This window comes from Agrobacterium sp. 22-210-1, assembly GCF_053522525.1.
In genome coordinates, this window is the sequence record NZ_JBNWCI010000001.1 from 104,341 (window position 1) to 123,609 (window position 19,269).

Annotated in this window: 18 protein-coding genes and 1 tRNA gene; 6 read left to right on the top strand and 13 right to left on the bottom strand. The window is 57.3% G+C overall.

Annotated features, from left to right (window positions below; translation table 11 throughout):
• Positions 1–6: 6 nt before the first annotated feature.
• Entirely contained in the window at positions 7–840 is an 834-nt protein-coding gene (locus ACQZ5F_RS00520; protein ID WP_225339292.1) for an aldo/keto reductase, read from the top strand.
• Positions 841–991: 151 nt separating this feature from the next.
• Here the strand turns inward: ACQZ5F_RS00520 and ACQZ5F_RS00525 are convergent.
• Positions 992–1,066: transfer RNA gene (locus tag ACQZ5F_RS00525), tRNA-Gly, on the bottom strand.
• Between the two features lie 373 nt (positions 1,067–1,439).
• Between ACQZ5F_RS00525 and ACQZ5F_RS00530 the strand changes: the two genes are divergently transcribed.
• Positions 1,440–1,661, top strand: a complete 222-nt coding sequence (locus ACQZ5F_RS00530; RefSeq protein WP_161991265.1) for a hypothetical protein — start codon at positions 1,440–1,442, stop codon at positions 1,659–1,661.
• 78 nt (positions 1,662–1,739) lie between these two features.
• Here the strand turns inward: ACQZ5F_RS00530 and dps are convergent, their stop codons facing one another.
• From dps to ACQZ5F_RS00580, 10 genes are all read right to left on the bottom strand, one after another.
• On the bottom strand, positions 1,740–2,228 hold the full coding sequence (gene dps / locus ACQZ5F_RS00535; RefSeq protein ID WP_006312098.1) for a DNA starvation/stationary phase protection protein Dps: 489 nt from the start codon (positions 2,226–2,228) through the stop codon (positions 1,740–1,742).
• A 122-nt stretch (positions 2,229–2,350) separates the two neighbouring features.
• Positions 2,351–3,109 (bottom strand): iron ABC transporter ATP-binding protein, encoded by a 759-nt coding sequence (locus ACQZ5F_RS00540; RefSeq protein ID WP_225339291.1) that lies wholly within the window; start codon positions 3,107–3,109, stop codon positions 2,351–2,353.
• Positions 3,106–4,074 (bottom strand): iron chelate uptake ABC transporter family permease subunit, encoded by a 969-nt coding sequence (locus ACQZ5F_RS00545; RefSeq protein WP_225339290.1) that lies wholly within the window; start codon positions 4,072–4,074, stop codon positions 3,106–3,108. Before ACQZ5F_RS00545 ends, ACQZ5F_RS00540 begins: the two co-directional genes overlap by 4 nt.
• On the bottom strand, positions 4,067–5,032 hold the full coding sequence (locus ACQZ5F_RS00550) for an ABC transporter permease (RefSeq protein ID WP_225246359.1): 966 nt from the start codon (positions 5,030–5,032) through the stop codon (positions 4,067–4,069). Before ACQZ5F_RS00550 ends, ACQZ5F_RS00545 begins: the two co-directional genes overlap by 8 nt.
• A 192-nt stretch (positions 5,033–5,224) precedes the next feature.
• Complete coding sequence (locus ACQZ5F_RS00555; protein ID WP_225246360.1) at positions 5,225–6,163, bottom strand: siderophore ABC transporter substrate-binding protein; 939 nt, start codon at positions 6,161–6,163, stop codon at positions 5,225–5,227.
• A 319-nt stretch (positions 6,164–6,482) separates the two neighbouring features.
• Complete coding sequence (locus ACQZ5F_RS00560) at positions 6,483–6,743, bottom strand: hypothetical protein (RefSeq protein WP_448731039.1); 261 nt, start codon at positions 6,741–6,743, stop codon at positions 6,483–6,485.
• Between the two features lie 128 nt (positions 6,744–6,871).
• Complete coding sequence (locus tag ACQZ5F_RS00565) at positions 6,872–8,389, bottom strand: tripartite tricarboxylate transporter permease (protein WP_046801526.1); 1,518 nt, start codon at positions 8,387–8,389, stop codon at positions 6,872–6,874.
• 106 nt (positions 8,390–8,495) lie between these two features.
• Positions 8,496–8,990 carry a tripartite tricarboxylate transporter TctB family protein gene (locus ACQZ5F_RS00570; RefSeq protein WP_046801525.1) on the bottom strand — a complete coding sequence of 165 codons (495 nt, stop codon included), beginning with the start codon at positions 8,988–8,990 and terminating at the stop codon, positions 8,496–8,498.
• Complete coding sequence (locus tag ACQZ5F_RS00575; RefSeq protein WP_046801524.1) at positions 8,987–9,931, bottom strand: Bug family tripartite tricarboxylate transporter substrate binding protein; 945 nt, start codon at positions 9,929–9,931, stop codon at positions 8,987–8,989. Before ACQZ5F_RS00575 ends, ACQZ5F_RS00570 begins: the two co-directional genes overlap by 4 nt.
• Positions 9,932–10,361: 430 nt before the next feature.
• Positions 10,362–11,429 (bottom strand): ABC transporter substrate-binding protein, encoded by a 1,068-nt coding sequence (locus tag ACQZ5F_RS00580; RefSeq protein WP_225339289.1) that lies wholly within the window; start codon positions 11,427–11,429, stop codon positions 10,362–10,364.
• Positions 11,430–11,509: 80 nt separating this feature from the next.
• On the opposite strand from ACQZ5F_RS00580, the gene ACQZ5F_RS00585 reads away from it, so the two are divergent.
• Positions 11,510–12,190, top strand: coding sequence for a response regulator (locus ACQZ5F_RS00585; protein ID WP_010972345.1), 681 nt, complete (start codon positions 11,510–11,512; stop codon positions 12,188–12,190).
• Positions 12,187–13,581: a sensor histidine kinase gene (locus ACQZ5F_RS00590; RefSeq protein WP_046801522.1), complete on the top strand. Its 1,395-nt coding sequence runs from the start codon at positions 12,187–12,189 to the stop codon at positions 13,579–13,581. Before ACQZ5F_RS00585 ends, ACQZ5F_RS00590 begins: the two co-directional genes overlap by 4 nt.
• A gap of 22 nt (positions 13,582–13,603) precedes the next feature.
• Here ACQZ5F_RS00590 and ACQZ5F_RS00595 read toward each other — a convergent pair whose 3' ends face one another.
• The gene (locus tag ACQZ5F_RS00595) at positions 13,604–16,285 is read right to left on the bottom strand and encodes an Ig-like domain-containing protein (protein ID WP_448731038.1); all 2,682 of its coding nucleotides are present in this window, start codon (positions 16,283–16,285) and stop codon (positions 13,604–13,606) included.
• Positions 16,286–16,342: 57 nt separating this feature from the next.
• Here ACQZ5F_RS00595 and ACQZ5F_RS00600 point away from each other — a divergent pair, with 57 nt between their 5' ends.
• Together ACQZ5F_RS00600 and ACQZ5F_RS00605 are read left to right on the top strand one after the other, a co-directional pair.
• Positions 16,343–17,224: a GNAT family N-acetyltransferase gene (locus tag ACQZ5F_RS00600; RefSeq protein ID WP_448731037.1), complete on the top strand. Its 882-nt coding sequence runs from the start codon at positions 16,343–16,345 to the stop codon at positions 17,222–17,224.
• Positions 17,209–18,210: an acyltransferase family protein gene (locus ACQZ5F_RS00605; RefSeq protein ID WP_225339286.1), complete on the top strand. Its 1,002-nt coding sequence runs from the start codon at positions 17,209–17,211 to the stop codon at positions 18,208–18,210. Before ACQZ5F_RS00600 ends, ACQZ5F_RS00605 begins: the two co-directional genes overlap by 16 nt.
• A gap of 56 nt (positions 18,211–18,266) precedes the next feature.
• Here ACQZ5F_RS00605 and purU read toward each other — a convergent pair whose 3' ends face one another.
• On the bottom strand, positions 18,267–19,151 hold the full coding sequence (gene purU, locus ACQZ5F_RS00610; protein WP_225246750.1) for a formyltetrahydrofolate deformylase: 885 nt from the start codon (positions 19,149–19,151) through the stop codon (positions 18,267–18,269).
• Between the last annotated feature and the right edge of the window lie 118 nt (positions 19,152–19,269).

A 19,269-nucleotide genomic window follows, 5' to 3' on the forward strand; every position in this document is an offset into this window, starting at 1 on the left:
AAATATATGTTTGATGTTACCGCCAATGGCGCTTCCATTCCGGCGCTCGGCTTCGGCACCTTCCGCATTCCTGGCCCGGATGTCCTGCGCATCGTTCCGCATGCGCTGAAAGCGGGTTTCCGCCATATCGATACCGCCCAGATTTACGGCAATGAGGCCGAAGTGGGTGAGGCCATTGCCGGCTCCGGCGTGGCGCGAGGTGATATCTTCCTTACCACCAAGGTTTGGGTCGAGAATTATCGGCACGATGCCTTCCTCGCCTCGGTCGATGAGAGCCTGAAAAAGCTGAGGACCGATTATGTCGATCTGCTGCTTCTGCACTGGCCGAACGAGACGGTGGCGCTCTCCGAGCAGATCGGCGCGCTGAATGAGGTCCGGCAAGCCGGCAAGGTCCGCCATATCGGCGTTTCCAACTTCAATACGGCACTGATGGCCGAAGCTGTGAAACTCTCAAAAGCGCCGATCGTCACCAACCAGATCGAATATCATCCCTATATCGATCAGGACGTGGTGATGGCTGCCGCCAAAGCTGCGGGCATGTCGGTCACCGGTTATTACGGCATGGCTGACGGCAAGGTCTTTGCCGATCCGGTGCTGAAGGATATCGCCGCAAGCCGGGGCAAATCGGTGGCGCAGGTGGTGTTGCGTTGGCTCGTACAGCAGGAGGGCGTTGTCGCCCTGTCCAAAACCGTCAGTGAAGCCCGCGTTGATGAAAACCTCGCGATTTTCGATTTTGCGCTGACGGCTGATGAAATGGCGGCGATCCGCGCTCTCGCCAGGCCGGATGGTCGCATTGTTTCGCCGGATGGGCTGGCGCCCGTCTGGGATGAAGCTGCCTGAACCATGAGGGCCGGGAGGGGGTAACTCCTCCCGATTTCATGCATGTGCGGGAAACGGCCACGATGCCAAAAATGGTCGCACGTTGGGCTTGCCAAGATGACCATCTGGCACAGCAACCTGCGCAAATCTTTTTTTGTTGATCTTGGAAAACTGGAGCGGGCGAAGGGATTTGAACCCTCGACCCCAACCTTGGCAAGGTTGTGCTCTACCCCTGAGCTACACCCGCTCAAAACCGCTGGTCCGGGGTAGTTCGCTGGACTGCGGACCGCCGAAGTGCGGCGACGGGTGCTATATCGCTCAATCGATTTTAGAATGCAATAGTTTCTTTTGCGGTTTCGGTGGAAATCCTTCCGGTCACGGCTTTATTCGAAAGCACGCGTCGAAGGCTGCGCCAGACGCGGTCATAGCCGGGCGAAAGCGTTGTTTCGGCTGACCTTTATTCCAGCGACAAAGGGCGCGCGGATAACCGACAGTGCAGAAAATAACCTGTTTACATTTGGTTAAAATCTGATTCGACAAGTGATTCGTTCGGGTGTACAAAATTGATGCCCACGAAAAAAGAAACGATACTTGGCATATCATCATCGGGAGGATGAGCCTTGTCGTACGCAGCTTTTGAAAGAGTCGGCGCACAATTGTCGCCAGAACAAATCACCGATCTGCAGAATATTTTCGATGGTGTTTGTTTCGAGTGCCTTCAAGATCGCAGCAGCCATGTTGCCAATGAGTGTGCAGCAATTTTGATCCGTAGCGCCCAGCGCGGCATTCTGGATCATGAAATGCTGCGCGACATAGGGCTTGCGGTTCTGCGCCGCCATTGATTGCATCATCTTTACGAAAAAAGCGCCCGAATCTCTCGGGCGCTTTGCTGTGATGGGCTGGCTGCAAATGCCTTTGGCTCAGCTCTTTTCCTGTACGTGTGCTTCGAGGAACCACAACGATTTGTCGAGATCGCGCGAGGCGGCGGTGAAGATATCGGCCGTCGTCGGATCACCGGCCTCGTCGGAATCGTCGATTGCCTTGCGGATCATGTTCGCCACCTCGCCATAACGCTCGATCAGAGCGTCGAGATGGTCGTGAATCTTATAGATATCGGTCGGATAGGCCTTGAGCTTCGTCGTTGAAGAGACGGCTTGCAGGCTGCCGAGGGCCGTGCCGCCAAGCTGCACGACGCGTTCGGCAATCGTATCGCCGTGATTGTCGAGCTGGGTGCGGAAGGTGTCGAGAAGCTCGTGGACGGCGATGAATTGCGGACCTTTCAGGTTCCAGTGCGCCTGCTTGGTCACAAGCGCAAGGTCGATCACCGAGGCTAGCGATTCATTCAGAATGCCGATCACGGTCGACTTGGCGTTGGAAGGCAGGTCGTTCTTCGTCTTGTGCGTCTTCATCGATGTCTCCTGAAGTTGCGGACGGAATGCCGCTTTGGAAAAGTCCGTCGATTAACGTCCGGGCCTGTGGCCCTGTTCCATGTTAGGGAACGCGACAGCAAAAATCCTGCACAATCATCATGTCATTCGTAAAACAGGCAGATGCGCCGGCCGTCTATCTCATTGACGCGGATCGGCATGTCATAGATGTCCTTGAGAATGTCGGGGCGGATGATCTCTTGCGCCGGTCCCTGATGGCAGATGCGACCCTCGCGCATGGCGATGATGGTGTCGGAATACCAGGAGGCGAAGTTGATGTCGTGCAGCACCAGAACCACGGTCTTCTTCAGTTCATCGGCGGCGCGGCGCATGATCTTCATCATGCCGGAGGCGTGTTTCATGTCGAGATTGTTGAGCGGTTCGTCGAGCAGCACATAATCCGTGTCCTGACACAGAACCATGGCCACGAAGGCGCGCTGGCGCTGGCCGCCGGAAAGTTCGTCCAGAAAGCGGTCAGCCAGCGGTTCGAGATTGAGATATTCCAGTGCCCGGTCGATGTGGACCTTGTCTTCGATGGTGGGGCGCCCCTTGGAATAGGGGTAACGGCCGAAACCGACGAGATCGCGTACCGTCAGGCGCGAGGAGATGTGGTTGTCCTGTCGCAGGATCGAGAGCCGCTTTGCCAGCGTATCGGAAGCGGTCTTGGTCACATCCAGCCCGTCGACCGTCACCGTGCCTGTGTCCATGGACATAAGCCGTGCGACGATGGAAAGCAGCGTTGATTTTCCCGCCCCGTTCGGGCCGATGATCGAGGTGACGCCGCCTGCCGGAATGGAGACGGAGACACCATCGACGACGAGGTTATCGCCATAGGATTTGCTGATCTGACTGGCGATGATCATCGCGCACCCCGCTTCAAAATAAGACCGATAAAGACGATACCGCCCAGAAATTCGATGATGATGGAAAGCGCCGTATCGAAGGCGAAGACCCGCTCCAGCACCACCTGACCGCCGACGAGGCAGATCACGGCGATGAGGATCGCCGCCGGCAGCACATAGGCGTGTTTGCCGTTGCCGGTGAGATAATGGGCCAGCGCCGCGACCAGCAGGCCGAAGAACATGACCGGGCCGACGAGCGCTGTGGAGACGGCGACGAGCACGGAGACCAGCACGAGGATGACGGTGACCGTGCGCTTGTATTCGACGCCGAGGCTGATGGCTGTCGCGCGGCCGAGGGAGAGGACGTCAAGCGTGTGCATCAGCCTGAGGCCGATCGCCGTCACCACACCGATGATGATGGCGGAGACGGCAAGAAGCGTCGGATCGATGGAGTTGAAGCTGGCGAAGAGCACATCCTGCAGCACCGTATATTCGTTCGGATCGAGCACGCGCTGCATGAAGCCCGAAAGGCTGCGGAAAAAGACGCCGAAGACGATGCCGACCAGTACGAGGAGATGCAGGCTACGTTCCGCGCCGACGAAAAGCCAGCGATAAAGCAGGGCGGAAAAGGCGACGAGCAGGGCGGTCTCAGTGAGAAACTTCAGCTGCGGATCGATCATGACGACCGTTGCCGAACCGAAGACGAAGATCAGCCCGGTCTGCATCAGCACGTAAAGCGAATCGAAACCCATCACTGATGGAGTGAGGATGCGGTTGTTGGTGACCGTCTGGAACAGCACGGTGGAGACGGCGATGGCATAGGCCACCAGCAGCAGCGACAGAAGCTTGATGCCGCGAAAGCTCAGCACGAAACTCCAGCTGCCCTTCGCGCCGAGTGTCATGAAGGCGGCCATGGAGATGAGTGCGAATGCCGCAAGCACGAGCAGAACGGTTTTTGCCCGCCGGTCGGGATGTCTCTCACGCATGGTGGCGTTTCCGCAGCAGGAGATAGAGGAACAACGCGCTGCCGATGACGCCGACCACGGTTCCGATCGGTATTTCGTAAGGCGCGCGTATCGTCCGGCCGATGATGTCGCAGGAAAGCACGAAGACCGCGCCAAGTGTTGCCACCCAGGGCACGGAGCGGCGCATATTGTCGCCGATCATCAGGCTGACGACATTTGGCACGATCAGCCCCAGAAAGGGGATCATGCCGACGGTGACCACGACGACGGCGCTGACCAGCGAGACGATGGTGAGGCCGAGCGCCATTACCCGGCGATAGTTCAGACCGAGATTGGTGGTGAAATCGCGGCCCATGCCCGCAACCGTAAAACGGTCGGCGGCGAGATAGGCGGCAATCGCGAAGATGAAGCCGACCCACAGCAATTCATACCGGCCGCGCAGCACGCCGGAAAAATCCCCGGTCATCCATGCGCCGAGCGATTGCAGGAGGTCGAAACGATAGGCGAAGAATGTGGTGACGGCGGAAATGACGCCGCCCAGCATGATGCCGATCAGCGGCACCAGGAGTACGTCGCGCAGCGGCACCTGTCTCAGGATACGCAGGAAAAGCGCTGTTCCGGCAAGCGCGAAAACGGCTGCCACCAGCATCTTGCCGAAGATCGGCGTTTCGGGCGCAAGCAGGGTGACGACCAGAAGGCCGAGGCCGGCGGATTCGGTCGTGCCTGCCGTTGAAGGTTCCACGAAACGGTTTCGCACCAGCATCTGCATGATGAGACCGGCAATCGCCATCGAGCTGCCGGCCAAGATGAGCGCCAGCGTGCGCGGAATGCGGCTGACAAGCAGCACGCGCAGCGCATCCGCGCTCGTATCAGGTGCGAAAAGCGTTGTGAGCGAAACGTTGCTCACGCCGACGAACAGGCTGACGATGGCGAGCGTCAAGGCCAGAAGAAGGGCAAGGATGAGGGACAGGGATTTCACGTCGGCGGTTTTTCGAAAATGGTGAAAGCTCCCCCTGGCCTGGCAGGCTGCCGAACAGGTGTCCGACCTCTCCTTGGTCATCCTCGGGCTTGACCCGAGGATCCACAACCTGACGCGCGATGGATCCTCGGGTCAAGCCCGAGGATGACGTCGAGTATGGAGCAGCCTTCAGAAGCGGATGCCTAGAGGCTTTTACGATTTCTTCTCTGAGACGGCCTTGTAGACCTGATCGAGCAGGGTGTTGAGCGCCGTGTAACCGCTGCTGACGATATAGGCCGCCTGCGGATCGAGATAGACGATCTGCTTTTTCTTCCAGGCGTTGGTCTGGTGGATCAGTTCGTTATCCAGCACCTGTGCGGCGGCCTTGCCTGGGTCGGTGGCACGGCCGACGCCGGCGTCACGGTCGATCACGAACAGCCACTCGGGATTGACTTCGGCCAGATATTCGAAGGATACGACGTCGCCGCGGTCGAAGCGGTCATCGATGTCGGCGGCGACCGGCTTGAAGCCGATTTCGGTGTGCAGCCAGCCGGTGCGCGAGCTCGGGCCATAAACGCCGACCTTGCCGGCATTGGTCAGGAGGATCATCGCCGTGCCGGAATTCGGGGCGATCTCTTTCAGCCTGGCGACTTTCTCGTCGAGGGCGGCGTCGAGCTTCTTTGCCTCTTCCTGCTTGCCGAAGATATCGCCGAGCTTGGTGATGTTGCCTTTGACGCTGTTGATGAATTCCTTGGAATCGATCGACATGTCGATGGCGGGCGTGATCTTCGAAACGTCAGGATATTTCGCCCGCGAACGGCCGCCGACGATGACGAGATCAGCCTCGGCTGCATTGATTGCCTCGTAATCGGGCTCAAACAGCGTGCCGACCTTCAGATATTTGCCGTCGGCGTATTTCTGCAGATAGGCTGGCAGGTTGGAGCCAACGACGCCTGTTGGCTCGACGCCCAGCGCATCGAGATTGTCGAGCGAGGGAATATCCAGAACCAGAACCTTCTTCGGTGCCGCTTTCAGCACGGTTTCGCCCTGCGCGTGCTTTATCGTCATTTCCTCAGCACCTGCGGTCATTGCGCCAAGGCTGAAGGCCGCTGCCGCCAGCAGCCGAACGGGGAAGGTGAAGTTGATGGCCACGAATATGTCCCTTGCAATATGGTTCTGGACCGGCGGAAAGCTCTCCGTCGGCTTAACTTGATGTTCGCTATCAGCTTTATTGGCAAGGTCGGCGGAAATCAAAAATATGTTTTAGAATTGTTCTGAATTGCGGTGAGCGGGAAATGTGTGGGTGGGAGAGCATGGCTTGCAATCTCTCCGGACGTCATCCTCGGCCCTGTGCCGAGGATCTAACCACGTCGAATAAAATCAACGCGTTAGCAGATCCTCGGGACAAGCCCGAGGATGACGGAAGCACCGTTTTCGCTCGCGTCGCTAACCCGGTCCGTGTCCGCACGCCTCAATTCGGCGGCCAGTCGCCGATGATTTCGCGTCTTTCCAGCTTCAGCGACCGGTCGGGCTGCACGCGGTAGGTTTCCATTGCAAACCGCCCGTCATCCATGACGAATTCGTTGCTGAGCGCGCTGCCGACGGGGGATTTGGTGAGTTTGGTGCGAGGCTGCCCGCCATAGGTGATGCTGCCGGGAATGGGTTCCACATCGGGAGCGGCGGTGGAGCAGCCGGCAAGGGCCAGAACCATCATCATCGCGATCTTGCGCATGTTTTTCTCCTGCGTTTGGACAGGAGTTATATCATGGCCGCGTTCGCGCCACACATCCCGTTGGCGTGAATAAAAAAGGCCCCGCATCCGAGGATACGGGGCCAGTTGCCTTGGGAGGCTCTTTGTTATCAGTCCTCGTTGGCGGCAAGCTGCGACAGCACCTCGCCACGGCCGCGGATGCGCATGATCAGCGGGATGATGAAGGCGGCTGCTGCGACAGCGAACAGGCCGACGGCGATGGGCGAGGTGAGCAGCACTGTCGGATCGCCCTGGCCGATGGCGAGCGCGCGGCGAAGCTGCTGTTCGGCAAGCGGGCCAAGGATCAGGCCGACGACAGCCGGCGCAATCGGATAACCGAAGATACGCATGATGTAGCCGAGGATGCCGAAGGCGAGCAGCATGCCGAGTTCGAACACTGAGGGGTTGGCGCCGATGGTGCCGAGCGTGGCGAACAGCAGGATACCCGCGTAGAGCCAGGGCTTCGGAATTGTCAGCAGCTTCACCCAGAGACCGACGAGCGGCAGGTTGAGCACCAGAAGCATCAGATTGGCGATGAACAGGCTGGCGATCAGGCCCCAAACGAGCTGCGGATTGGTAGCGAACAGCAGCGGGCCGGGCTGCAGGCCGAACTGTTGGAAACCGGCGAGCATGATGGCGGCGGTTGCCGTCGTCGGCAGGCCGAGCGTCAGCAGCGGCACGAGCGTACCGGCTGCCGAGGCGTTGTTGGCGGCCTCTGGTCCGGCAACACCTTCAATGGCGCCGTTGCCGAATTCTTCCGGATATTTGGTCAGCTTCTTTTCGGTGGCGTAGGAAAGGAAGGTGCCGATTTCAGCGCCACCGGCAGGCATTGCGCCGATGGGGAAGCCGATCAACGTGCCGCGCAGCCAGGGTTTCCACGAGCGCGCCCAGTCCTGTGCACTCATCCAGACCGAACCCTTGACGGCCTCGACCTTTTCGTCGCCGCTATTGCCCTGTGCGACGATGAACAGTGTTTCGCCGATGGCGAACATGGCCACCGCAAGCGTCGTCACTTCCACACCGTCGAGCAGGTCGGGAATGCCGAAGCTCATGCGGGTCTGGCCGGTCAGCTGGTCGATGCCGACAATGGCAAGTGCAAAACCGATGAACAGCGAGGTGAGGCCGCGCAGCGCCGAATCTCCGAAAGCGGAGGAAACGGTGACGAAGGCGAGCACCATCAGCGCGAAATATTCGCGCGGGCCGAAGACCAGCGCCAGCTTGACGATAAAGGGTGCAACGAAGGCAAGCGCGATGGTGGCGATGAGGCCGGCGACGAAGGAGCCGATGGCGGCGGTGGCCAGCGCCGGGCCGCCTCTGCCCTTGCGGGCCATCTTGTTGCCTTCGAGCGCGGTCACGATCGAGGCGCTTTCGCCCGGCGTGTTGAGCAGGATCGAGGTGGTCGATCCGCCATACATGCCGCCATAATAGATGCCGGCGAACATGATGAGCGAACCGGCGGGATCGAGCCGGTAGGTGACGGGCAGAAGCAGCGCCACGGTCAGCGCAGGCCCGATGCCGGGCAGAACGCCGACGGCGGTGCCGAGCGTGACGCCGATCAGCGCATAGAGCAGGTTCATGGGCTGGGCAGCAACCTCAAGACCGTGCAGCAGGAATTCAAACGTACTCATGGACAGATGTCCCCCAAGTCGAGCAGAAGGGCGGGCGGAACGGCTGGCATTCGCGTCATCGCGCGCCGGCGGTTCCTGTTATCCCGAATTTTGGTCGGAATGGCTGTTAGAAGAACAGCCGTTCCAGAGGTCCGGCGGGCAGCGAAAGCTGCAGCAGGCGCGCGAAGATGAACCAGATGGCAAAGCTCAAAACTATGCCGATGGGGATCGAATACCAGAGCTTGCGTTTGCCGAAGGCGCGCGCCGTAAAGGCAAACAGCAGACCCGTGGCAATGGAGAAACCCGCCACATTCAGCAGCAGCATCTGCGCGGCAAGGCCGGCGACGACCCAGATGACCGGGGCGATTTCCTGTTTGTCGCGTTCGGGAAAATCACCGCGCCAGGCTTCAATGGCCGTCCAGAGCGCCAGGCCGACAAGACAGAAGCCGATGGCATAAGGCACGGTTGCCGGGCCGACCGGCGAATAACCGGTGACGCTGGCGAGACGGGCGCTGTCCCAGAAGATCACTGAGGCGATGAGAACGAGGAAGACGGCGATCGCCAGCGCCGCCCAATCAGGGCGGCGCTTTTGATGTTGTGAAGGGTTGGAACCCTGGCTCATTTTACCAGTCCGATGTCTTTGAGGATCGTTTCGGTGGCGGCAGTGTCCTTGGCAAGCTGTGCCTTGAACTCGTCGCCGGAAAGGTAGGTGTCCATCCAGCTCTTGGTCTTCAGGGTTTCCTGCCACTTGGCGGATTTCGCCAGCTTCTCGACGTCTGCACTAACGGCTTTTTCCTGTTCCGGCGTCAGGCCGGGAGCAGCGGCGACCATGCGCCAGTTCTGAACCACGACATCAAGGCCGCTTTCCTTCAGCGTCGGTGCGTCAACGCCTTCCAGCTTCTCTTCGCTGGAAACAGCGAGCAGGCGCAGCGTGCCGGCCTTGACCTGGCTTTCGAATTCGCCGTAGCTCGAAATGCCGGCCGTGACCTGCGAGCCGAGGATCGAGGCAAGCGCTTCGCCGCCGCCGGAGTAAGCGATGTAGTTGATCTTGGTCGGATCGACACCGGCCGCCTTGGCGATAAGGCCAACGGCGATATGGTCGGTGCCGCCGGCAGAGCCGCCGCCCCAGGAAACGCTGCCGGGATCCTTCTTCAGCTGGTCGACGAGGTCGCCGATGGTCTTCAGCGGTGAGGATGCCGGAACGACGATGGCTTCATATTCGCCGGTCAGGCGGGCGATGGGCGTCACTTCATTGAGGGTGACGGGCGACTTGTTGGTGAGGATCGCGCCGACCATCACGTAACCGCCGACGATAAGGGCGTTAGGGTTGCCCTTCTGCTGGCTGGCGAACTGCGCAAGACCGATGGTGCCGCCGGCGCCCGGTACGTTCTGCACCTGAACGCTCTTGGAAATGCCTTCTTCCTGCAGCACGGTCTGCAGGGAACGCGCGGTCTGGTCCCAGCCGCCGCCGGGGTTGGCCGGGGCGATGATGGTGTAATCCGCTGCAACCGCCGGAAGAGCGATCACGCCCGCCAGAAATGTGCCGATAAGAAAATGTTTCACGTAGAAAACCCTCCTCAGGATGCCCTTTTGGGCGTCGTTTTTCGTTTTATGCGGGGGGCTTCAGAGCGCATCTGTCCAGCGCTGAAAACTCAAGCGCAGGGCCTTGGCGATCGTTCAGATTTCCTCCCGCATCTTCTTCCGCCTCCACGGAATGAAGAAGGATTGCAGAGCATCACAAAAAGCTGTCATCTAACTGACGCTACGCAAGTCCTTGCGCATTTACTCTCTATTAATTTGTATCGGACGTCTACTGTGGCGTGTGGGACGACTTTGTTTTGCGCCGTCGATGTTCACTTCACCCTCATTCCTGTGCCTGTCACAGGAATCCAGTCGACGCACGTCTGTGCGGCGAGAAGAGTCCCGTCAGCCCAAAGACTTGGGCTGGCTGGATTCCTGTGACGAGCACAGGAATGAGGGAGGGGTGGGGAACCTACTGTGAGCGCAACGCCTCGTTCCAGCGCTCAATGAGGCGGCTGCGTTTGACCTGATCCAGATAGACCATCAAGCCGGGGCTGACCGGGACCGGGCGCAGTTGCGCGCCGTGGATGGCCTGCATGGTGTTGGCGGTGTTTTCGCCGGCCACTTCCGGGCTGACGGCGGGGATCTGCAATTGCCGGGCCATGATCGTTTGTCCTTCCTTGGACATGAAGAATTCGAGGTAACGGCGGCCGAGTTCGGGATTGGCGGCGGCTTCCGGCACCAGCCCGATGCGCGACATGACGACGGTATAATCCTTGGGCAAAACGATGCCGACATCGGGGTGGCGCGAGGCCCAGTCGGCCGCATAGGAGCCGAGAATATTGTAGCCCAGCACGAAACGGCCGTCGGAAACGCGCTCCAGAATGGCTGAGGAGGTGGAATAGACCTTTACGCCGGCGGCCCCCATGGCCTTGATGACGCTCCATATATCGCCGAATTGCTCCTGGTCCCGCGACATGAACAGGAAGCCGACACCGGAGCGCTCAATATCGTAGGTGGCGATGCGGCCATATACCTCCTTGGCATGGTGTTCGAGGTAATTGACGAATTCTGCGCGGGTGGCGGGCGGTTTTTCGGTGGTGAAGCTCGGCTTGTGATAGACGAAGACCGCCGGCTCGAAGGTCAGCGCATAGGCGGTGTTGCGCCAATTCGCCCAGGCGGGCCAGCGCGCGCTCATGGCGAGATCCGAGCGCTGGGCGTAACCGTCATTGCTCAGCTTTACCTGCAGATCCATGGCGGAGGAGAAGGCAAAATCGGCGGTTTTTTTGCCGGCATCGGTTTCTTTGACGATGCGGTCGTAGATTTCGCCGGTCAGCATGTCCTCGTAATGGACGGCGACATCGGGATTGGCCTTCTGGAAACCCTCGATCATCGGCGTTGCCAAAGGTTCATCCAGAGAGGAATAGACCACCAGCGTTTGCGCGTCCGGCTTGCCTGATGGGGCCGGAAAAACGGCAACCTGGGCAAGCGCGGGCGCGGCCATGCAAAGACAGAGGCAAAGAAGAAGGCAGATACGCATGGAAAAGATCATGCCGCAGGCGCTTGCCATTCACAAGCGGCAAGGGCTTGGTTAAATTAGGACATCGCGGGAGGGAAGATTTGCGTATTTTGCTGGTCGAGGACAATCAGGTGCTGTCGGAAGGTCTCTCGGCGCTGCTGCGGGGCAGCGGTTACGCGGTGGACGTGGTTTCCGACGGCGCTTCCGCCGATGCGGCGATTGCGGCTGAAAGTTTCGATCTGGTCATTCTCGATCTTAACCTGCCGGAGATGGATGGTATCGAGGTGCTGCGCTCCATGCGTTCGCGCCAGGACAAGGCGGCGGTGCTGATCCTGACGGCGCGCGGTACACCGGAGGAAAAGGTCAAGGGGCTGGATCTCGGCGCCGACGACTACATGATCAAGCCCTTCGATATCACCGAATTCGAGGCGCGGGTGCGGGTGCTCTTGCGCCGCAATGCCGGGCTGCGCTCTTCTGCGCTCAGTTTCGGCAAGGTTCTGTTCGATCTGACATCGCGCACCTTTTCGGCGGATGGGCGTCCGCTCGATATTCCGGCGCGCGAAGTGGCGTTGCTGGAAGTGCTGTTCATGCGGGCGGGCAAAGTCGTCGCCAAGGAAGCGATCGTGCAATCGCTAACAGGCTTCGACGACGATATTTCCGCCAATGCCATCGAGCAATATGTCAGCCGCCTGCGCAAGCGGCTCGCTCCCCACGGGCTGACGGTGAAGACCGCACGCGGCATCGGTTATTATCTCGAAAAGCTGCCGGAGATGGCTGAATGAGACAGGCCGCCTATTCGCTCAGGCGGCGACTTTTAGGCTGGCTTCTCATTTCCACTGCCATCATCGGCTGCGTTGCGCTGACCGATACCTGGCGTGAGGCGGTCAATACCGCCAATGTCGTCTCCGACCGGGTGCTTTCCGGTTCCGCACTTGCCATTGCCGAGCGGGTGGTGGTGGCCGAGGATGGTTCCCTGGAAGTCGACATCCCCTATGTGGCGCTGGAAATGCTGACATCTGCGGCGCAGGACCGGGTATTCTACCGTGTCGACGGGCCGAACGGGCAATTCCTCACCGGCTACCAGAACCTGCCGACGGTGGAGAACCCGAAGGGCGATACCCCCGCCTATCGGGATGCGGTGTTTCGCGATGAGCCGATCCGCATCGCCGCGATCCGCCGCTTTGCCTCCACCGGCATCAATTCCGTGCCGTTTTCCGTGACGGTCGCCGAAACCACCATTGCCCGCAGCCAGCTGGCGCAGGCCATCATCCTGCGTTCGGCACTGCGGCTGCTCTTGATGATCGTGGGGGCGGCGATCATCGTCTGGATCGCGGTGACGATTTCGCTCAGGCCGCTTTACCGGCTCAGCGAAGCCATTGCCGAGCGCAGCCCGAACGACCTGCACCCCATCCGCCAGTCCGTGCCTGTCGAGGTGGAAAATCTGGTGGAAACCGTCAATTCCTTCATGGTGCGGCTGCAATCGGCGCTCGATGCTCTCAGGCATTTCACCGGCAATGCCAGCCATCAGCTGCGCACGCCGCTTGCCATCATCAGCACCCAGCTTGCCCTTTCCGCTCGCGCCGCGAGCCTTGAGGAAGCACAGGCGGCGGCGCTGAAAGGCGGGGCGTCTGTGGCGCATGCCGAACATATCCTTGCCCAGCTGCTGCGCATGGCGAACATCGATGCTGCCGGCTCCAGCGAAAAGCATGATTTTTCCGCGATAGACCTCGTGGCCGTTGCACAGAACGTGACTGCCGATTTCGTGCCGCGCGCGGCAGATGCCGGCATCGATCTCGGTTTCGAAGGCGAGGGTGAGGCGACCATTCTCGCCGAGCCGCTTTTGATCGGTGAGCTGATCGGCAACCTCGTTTCCAATGCCATCAATTATGCCGGGCGCGGTGCGGAAGTTACCGTCCGCGTCGGCGAGCAAGCGGGCGCCGTCTGGCTGGAAGTGGAAGATAACGGCCCCGGAATTCCGCCTGAAAAACGCGCCATGGTGCGCCAGCGCTTCGCCCGCGGCGAAGCCAACGCCGCCCCCGGCGCCGGCCTTGGCCTCGCCATCATCGAAGAGATCGCCGGGCTGTTCGGCGGGCGGCTGATGCTGGAAGACGGCGCGGAGGGGCGTGGGCTGAGGGCGCGGGTGGTGTTTGGCCCGGACCTTCGGGAAGAGTGACCGACCCAGGCAAATGGCTGCCTCAAAAGAACATCACATCGCTATAATGAAAATCGGACAGAACACGACCTTTCACAATAATACTGGTGTCTCCATCAATGCTGACAGTTGTGTCCAGACCGTTATCTGATGCCGCCGCGACCAAGCTATTGAGGTCAGCGAATAGCGCCGTATCGAAAACGAGGATATCGTTTGAGCCGGCACCGGTTTCGAAACCGTGGATGATGTCGCGCCCGGTTTGAGCATTGGTGAAAAAGAACGTGTCATGCCCGTCTGTTCCGAAAAAGACATCGTCTCCCTGGCCGGACGAGAATGAGTGTCCCATTATTGCCCTTTTTACGGCTCTTGAGAGATCTATGGATACGATTGCCGTCGCCGTCTCGTTCCCGTCGGAGACCGTGTAAGAGAAGGATTTGATGCCGCTTGCTGATCCGGATGGCTGATAGGTGAGCGTGCCGTCTGCATTGTAGATCACCAGACCATCGGCGTCGGCCACCCAGGTTTGCCAGCCAGGTTGCATGTCGACGCCGTTGATTTGAGTGATTGTAAGCGCGTCGCCATTCGGATCACGATCATTTGCTAGTACGTCGATGGTGACTGAGCTACCGGGCGTGATGGCAGCATAGTTATCGACAGGGGAAGGAGCGGTCGGGATTATGATTGCCGTAACAGTGGCCGTAGCTGTTTCAGCACCATCCGACACCGTATAGGTGAAGATTTGCGTGCCGCTTGCCGATCCGGATGGTCGATAGGTGAGCGTGCCGTCGGCATTGTAGATGATCAACCCGCTCGCTTCCGCTACCCAGGTTTGCCAACCCGGCTGCATATCCACGTTACCAATCCGGGTAATTGTAAGGCGATCGCTATCTGGATCGCTGTCGTTGCCAAGAACGTCAAATGTGATCGAACCGCCCGCAGCAACCTGAACGAGATCGTTTTCCGGTGCAGGAGGCGTCGCGGCGTGCGATGTGTTCGACACACTGCCATTCCCACGGGACGTATCAGCGTCGGGTAGTAGTACAGTAACGTAATCGTCTGTAAAATAAATCGCTTCAATATTGATGGCAGTCGTGAACTGAGATCTGTTATTGGCGCTGACTGTCACATGCCGGCCATTGCCAGACCAACCGTAGCTTCCGCTTGATCCGTCCAAAACGAGGGTATCCCAGCCAGTGCCACCATCGATACGGTTGCTGCCTGCGCCGCCGTTCAAGGTGTCGTCCCCGGTGTTTCCATAAAGATCGTCGTCGCCATCATTGCCGGAAATTAAATCGTTGCCCTGGCCGCCATAAATCCGGTCGGCGCCCGCGTTGCCGTTGACGGTATCAGCACCATTTCCAGCGAAGAGGCTATCGTCGAACCGGGAGCCGTTGACGGTGTCATTGCCGTCATTTGTCATCGCGATGTAGCCATTCAAATAGCCTACACCGTTCGAACCCGACCGGGACAGATCGGTAATATCTGAACTGACAACGTTCAGGATACGAATGCTCGGGTCGGAATAGTCAACACCAGCGGTGACGGCCCGCAAGAACCCGACAACCGGTTTGGCGTAAATAGTGCGATCCGCGTAGCGACCAAATAGTCCGAAAGAACCTTCTCCAATCGAAGTGCTGCCATCATTTGCGCGGTTGCCATCATAGGCATTGTAACCGTCATTGGTCTCCCTGTAATAGTTGTCGAGCACCATATGAGCCATGATACCCTTGAGATCGGTATTGTCCCAGCTGTCGAGAACGCCAATGGCTTCGGCAATGAAATTGGCCTGGTCGATCTCGCCGGCCAGGCCCGCTCCGCGATAGCCCGTGTAGGATGGAACCCCGAATTCAGTAATCCAGAGTTCGGCGCCCTCGAAGCCGTGATAGTCCTTCAGGAACTGGATGCTGTGAAGCGCACCCTGAAAGCTATGGTAATAGTTCCAGGCTGACGGTGTATCGACAGGGTTCGGCACCCAATCGGTTGGGCGCCCGGATTGCGGACTCGTGGCGTTGTAATCATAGATCGTGTAAGGATGGATCGTGAAACCCTCGATATCTGCGCCAAGGTGCTTCAGGGTTGCGAACATGGTGTCCATGTAAGCGTAGTCGTTGTGGGCAATGCCGGCCCCGATTACCTTGATGTTCTGTCCGAGGGAGTTCTCGACACCCTTCACGGTTTCGTTCACGGCGTGAAGGTAGCGGGCATAATACTCCGCGTTTTCAACGCTGACGGCATAAAATCGGTCGTGATTGGGATCGCCTTTGCCGCTATAATAGGTGCCCGTATAACGATAGCTCAGGTTTGGTTCGTTGCCGACTTCCCAGCCGGCGATCACGTCTGAGTATTGCGAAAGACTTTCATGTATTGTTTTTACGAATACTGCGAACCTCGCCGCGAGTTCGTCAATAGCATCTATTCGGGGAGAGCCGTCCACGGCGCCAGTCTGGCTGAGATCCCGAGGTGTTTGACCAGGCTGGAAAATAACCTTGATGCCAAATTGCTGCAACTGTTGCAGCTCCGCGGCGATATTCTTGACTGCCCAAGAGGGTAGACCGTTGGGGCCTACAATTGAAAGGTCGAGCGGGATGCGAACAATTTCCGAGCCAGCGCTGCTGCTCAACTTGTGAATATCAGAAGCGGTAATACCATTGTGCGCTGGTGCGCCCTTTGTATTGTAAGCATTTAAGAGGGAATGCGTGCCTAGAAGCATATTCTTGATAGACATGACTGATATCTCATTAATTTATTGTAATATTAAATTAAAAAATCAGGATTAATTGCAGTGAATAATACTTCTAGCAAAAATTCAATAGAGTATGTCGATGGGAAAAGTATATTCAGAGATCGTTATTTTATAATTAGAGTAACTATATTTAATTCAGATCCAATATATCCATACCCTCTCGAAATTATTGAAAAATCCGATGTAAGTCATCAAATTGAAACGATTTTATCAAATGCTCTTAGCAGACGTTCTGATGTTGTTCGACTACGTTTTATACCCATTGAGGCTCTGCCGAAAATAGAGAGTCTGGTCTTGCCTTTAGGTGGCGTAATAAAAATACACCGTGCAAGTAGTGTAACGATTTCAAAATTCTGGTCGTCTTCAGCATTGGGAATGGCATCGCGCAAGGGTCTGAAGCGTAAGTTCAGGAACTTGCAAAATGAAGGAATAATACAATTCGAAGAAGTTAAGGAGCCGAAAGAAAGACTGAAGGCTTGTGGTCAAATGCTGGATTGGAAATTTCAATGGTTGAACTCCAGACGCCAAATAGCATTTGGATTTAGAGACCCGTTTTTTCAAAAGAGTATTTATAGTTCATTTTCTGGAAATGACTCGTCAAAATACCGGATATTTTCTCTGGCGATGGGGAAAAAGGCGATAGCCTACGAGTTTTGCATCCATGAAAATCAGCGACTTATGTCCATAATTGCAAGTTTTGACAGGAATTATGCGCGGTTTAGCCCTGGACGAATTTTGAGCACTCTCATTCTGGAAGCCTCTCAGCAATTGGGCTTCAATAAATACGATTTACTGCCTCCCGAAACAGATTTCAAAAAAAGCTTGGCAAATACGTCTGAAGAGGTTCTGGAGATAATTATTCCCCGGACAATGGTTGGCAGATCCCTGATGTGGATTGCAGAGAAATGCGGGAAAATTTGAATAATCTGAAACCTCTGCGATTGATCTGCGCCCTGTCGGTCGTTTTTGCGCATTCTTTTTCCGTTGTTTCCGGTAATTATCTTGATGAACCTTTTCAAAAATCTACCGGATATTCAATTGGTGACTACGCGGTCATTGTATTTTTTGCCATAAGCGGGATAGTTATTCCCCTAAGTCTCGAACGTAATCCTGATATGTTACGATTCTGGGCGCGCCGCATGTTAAGAATCTTCCCGGCGCTTATCGTTTGCGTTGCTGCTGTCGCGTTTGCGTTGGGACCTGCGGTATCAACATTATCGGTCGACGCCTATTTTGCGGACCCTCGATTTGTAAAATACCTCTTCGGCGCATCATCATTGCTTGCAACCTCCCAGGGACTTCCGGGCGTCTACGAGACGCTTCCGGATGCTGAGCAGGTCAATGTCCCGCTCTGGACGTTGAAATATGAAATTCTGGCCTATTTCTTCGCAGCAATTATCTTTGGTACGATAAGAGCGGATCCGATGAAACGTTTGATTTTCATGGCCTTGTTGCTGATGGTTTTTCTAAGTAATTTTATATGGTTGGAAGTTTCATCGAAACTTTTTAACGCGCAGGTATTTCTCACGTCTTTTTTCGGTGCTGCGATTTTTTATGGACTAATTAAAAAATGCCGCACTGCAACGCTGGGTGCTATTCTATCGGGTTTGTTCGTTATTCTGCTCATAGGCACGCCGGCCTGGCTTCCGGCAATAAGCGTTGTGCTTGCTTTGGCGACGTTAGCGATCGCTTACGCGCCACCAATTCCTGTTTTAACGAATGACAGATTCGGCGACTATTCGTATGGGCTATATGTTTTTGCCTACCCGATACAGCAGCTCATTGTCTTAATGTATCCGCAGATAGGCGTATTATTTCATTTTACTGCGTCACTGCTTATTTGTGTTCCGCTTGCATATTGTTCCTGGCATATTTTGGAAAGCAGGGCTGCTAGCCTGGTCCGGTAAGTAAACACGCTTGCGGTTCACGCCTGTCCACACGCTCCCCGGTTTGCCTTCGAGGCTTAACCCATCCGCTCCGAGGCATAACTTCCCGGGCTTGGCGGAAAGACCACGGTGCGGTTGCCGTTGATGAAGGTGCGGTGGTGGATATGGGCGTGGATGGCGCGGGCCAGAACCTGGCTTTCCACGTCGCGGCCGAGCGAGACATAGTCTTCGGCGCTCTGGGCGTGGGTGATGCGCACGGTGTCCTGCTCGATGATCGGGCCTTCGTCGAGATCGGCGGTGACATAATGGGCTGTCGCACCGATCAGCTTCACGCCGCGCTCATAGGCCTGCTTGTAAGGGTTGGCGCCCTTGAAGGAAGGGAGGAAGGAATGGTGGATGTTGATGATCCTGCCTGACATCTTGCGGCACATATCGTTGGACAGCACCTGCATGTAACGGGCCAGCACCACAAGCTCCGTGCCGCTGGTCTCGATGAGATCCATCAGCTGGCCTTCGGCCTTCGGCTTGTTTTCCTTCGTCACTTTGATGTGGTGGAAGGGGATGTCGTGATTGACGACGACTTTCTGGTAGTCGAAATGGTTGGAAACGACGCCGACAATGTCGATCGGCAGCGCGCCGATCTTCCAGCGATAGAGCAGGTCGTTGAGGCAATGGCCGAAACGCGACACCATCAGCATCGTCTTCATGCGCTGGCCATCCGGATAGATGTCCGCCTGCATGCCGAATTTCTCCGCGACCGGCTGAAAGCCCTCGGTGATGGCCTGCAGGGACGCGCCTTCCTCTGAAATGAAGGAGACGCGCATGAAGAATTTGCCGGTTTCCAGATCGTCGAACTGCGAACTGTCGACGATGTTGCAGCCTTTTTCCGCCAGATAACCGGAAATCGCGGCGACGATGCCGCGGGTCGATTTGCAGGCCACTGTCAGAACATAGGATGTCATGCGTTTTCCCTCAAAGACGTCGCGCCGGCATGAACCGGCGCGGTTTGGCGCGTTCCATAGCGCAGCTTGGCGGCAGAGCAAAGCGCCAAGACGAACGCAGCCAAAGTCATAAAACGGG

Bases quoted from the DNA above. Each gene is read 5' to 3' on its own strand.
- ACQZ5F_RS00590 (WP_046801522.1), top strand. From the start codon at position 12,187: ATGAGACAGGCCGCCTATTCGCTCAGGCGGCGACTTTTAGGCTGGCTT.
- ACQZ5F_RS00595 (WP_448731038.1), bottom strand. From the start codon at position 16,285: ATGTCTATCAAGAATATGCTTCTAGGCACGCATTCCCTCTTAAATGCT.
- ACQZ5F_RS00560 (WP_448731039.1), bottom strand. From the start codon at position 6,743: ATGCGCAAGATCGCGATGATGATGGTTCTGGCCCTTGCCGGCTGCTCC.
- ACQZ5F_RS00565 (WP_046801526.1), bottom strand. From the start codon at position 8,389: ATGAGTACGTTTGAATTCCTGCTGCACGGTCTTGAGGTTGCTGCCCAG.
- ACQZ5F_RS00605 (WP_225339286.1), top strand. From the start codon at position 17,209: ATGCGGGAAAATTTGAATAATCTGAAACCTCTGCGATTGATCTGCGCC.
- purU (WP_225246750.1), bottom strand. From the start codon at position 19,151: ATGACATCCTATGTTCTGACAGTGGCCTGCAAATCGACCCGCGGCATC.
- ACQZ5F_RS00545 (WP_225339290.1), bottom strand. From the start codon at position 4,074: ATGCGTGAGAGACATCCCGACCGGCGGGCAAAAACCGTTCTGCTCGTG.
- ACQZ5F_RS00540 (WP_225339291.1), bottom strand. From the start codon at position 3,109: ATGATCATCGCCAGTCAGATCAGCAAATCCTATGGCGATAACCTCGTC.
- dps (WP_006312098.1), bottom strand. From the start codon at position 2,228: ATGAAGACGCACAAGACGAAGAACGACCTGCCTTCCAACGCCAAGTCG.
- ACQZ5F_RS00520 (WP_225339292.1), top strand. From the start codon at position 7: ATGTTTGATGTTACCGCCAATGGCGCTTCCATTCCGGCGCTCGGCTTC.
- ACQZ5F_RS00580 (WP_225339289.1), bottom strand. From the start codon at position 11,429: ATGCGTATCTGCCTTCTTCTTTGCCTCTGTCTTTGCATGGCCGCGCCC.
- ACQZ5F_RS00570 (WP_046801525.1), bottom strand. From the start codon at position 8,990: ATGAGCCAGGGTTCCAACCCTTCACAACATCAAAAGCGCCGCCCTGAT.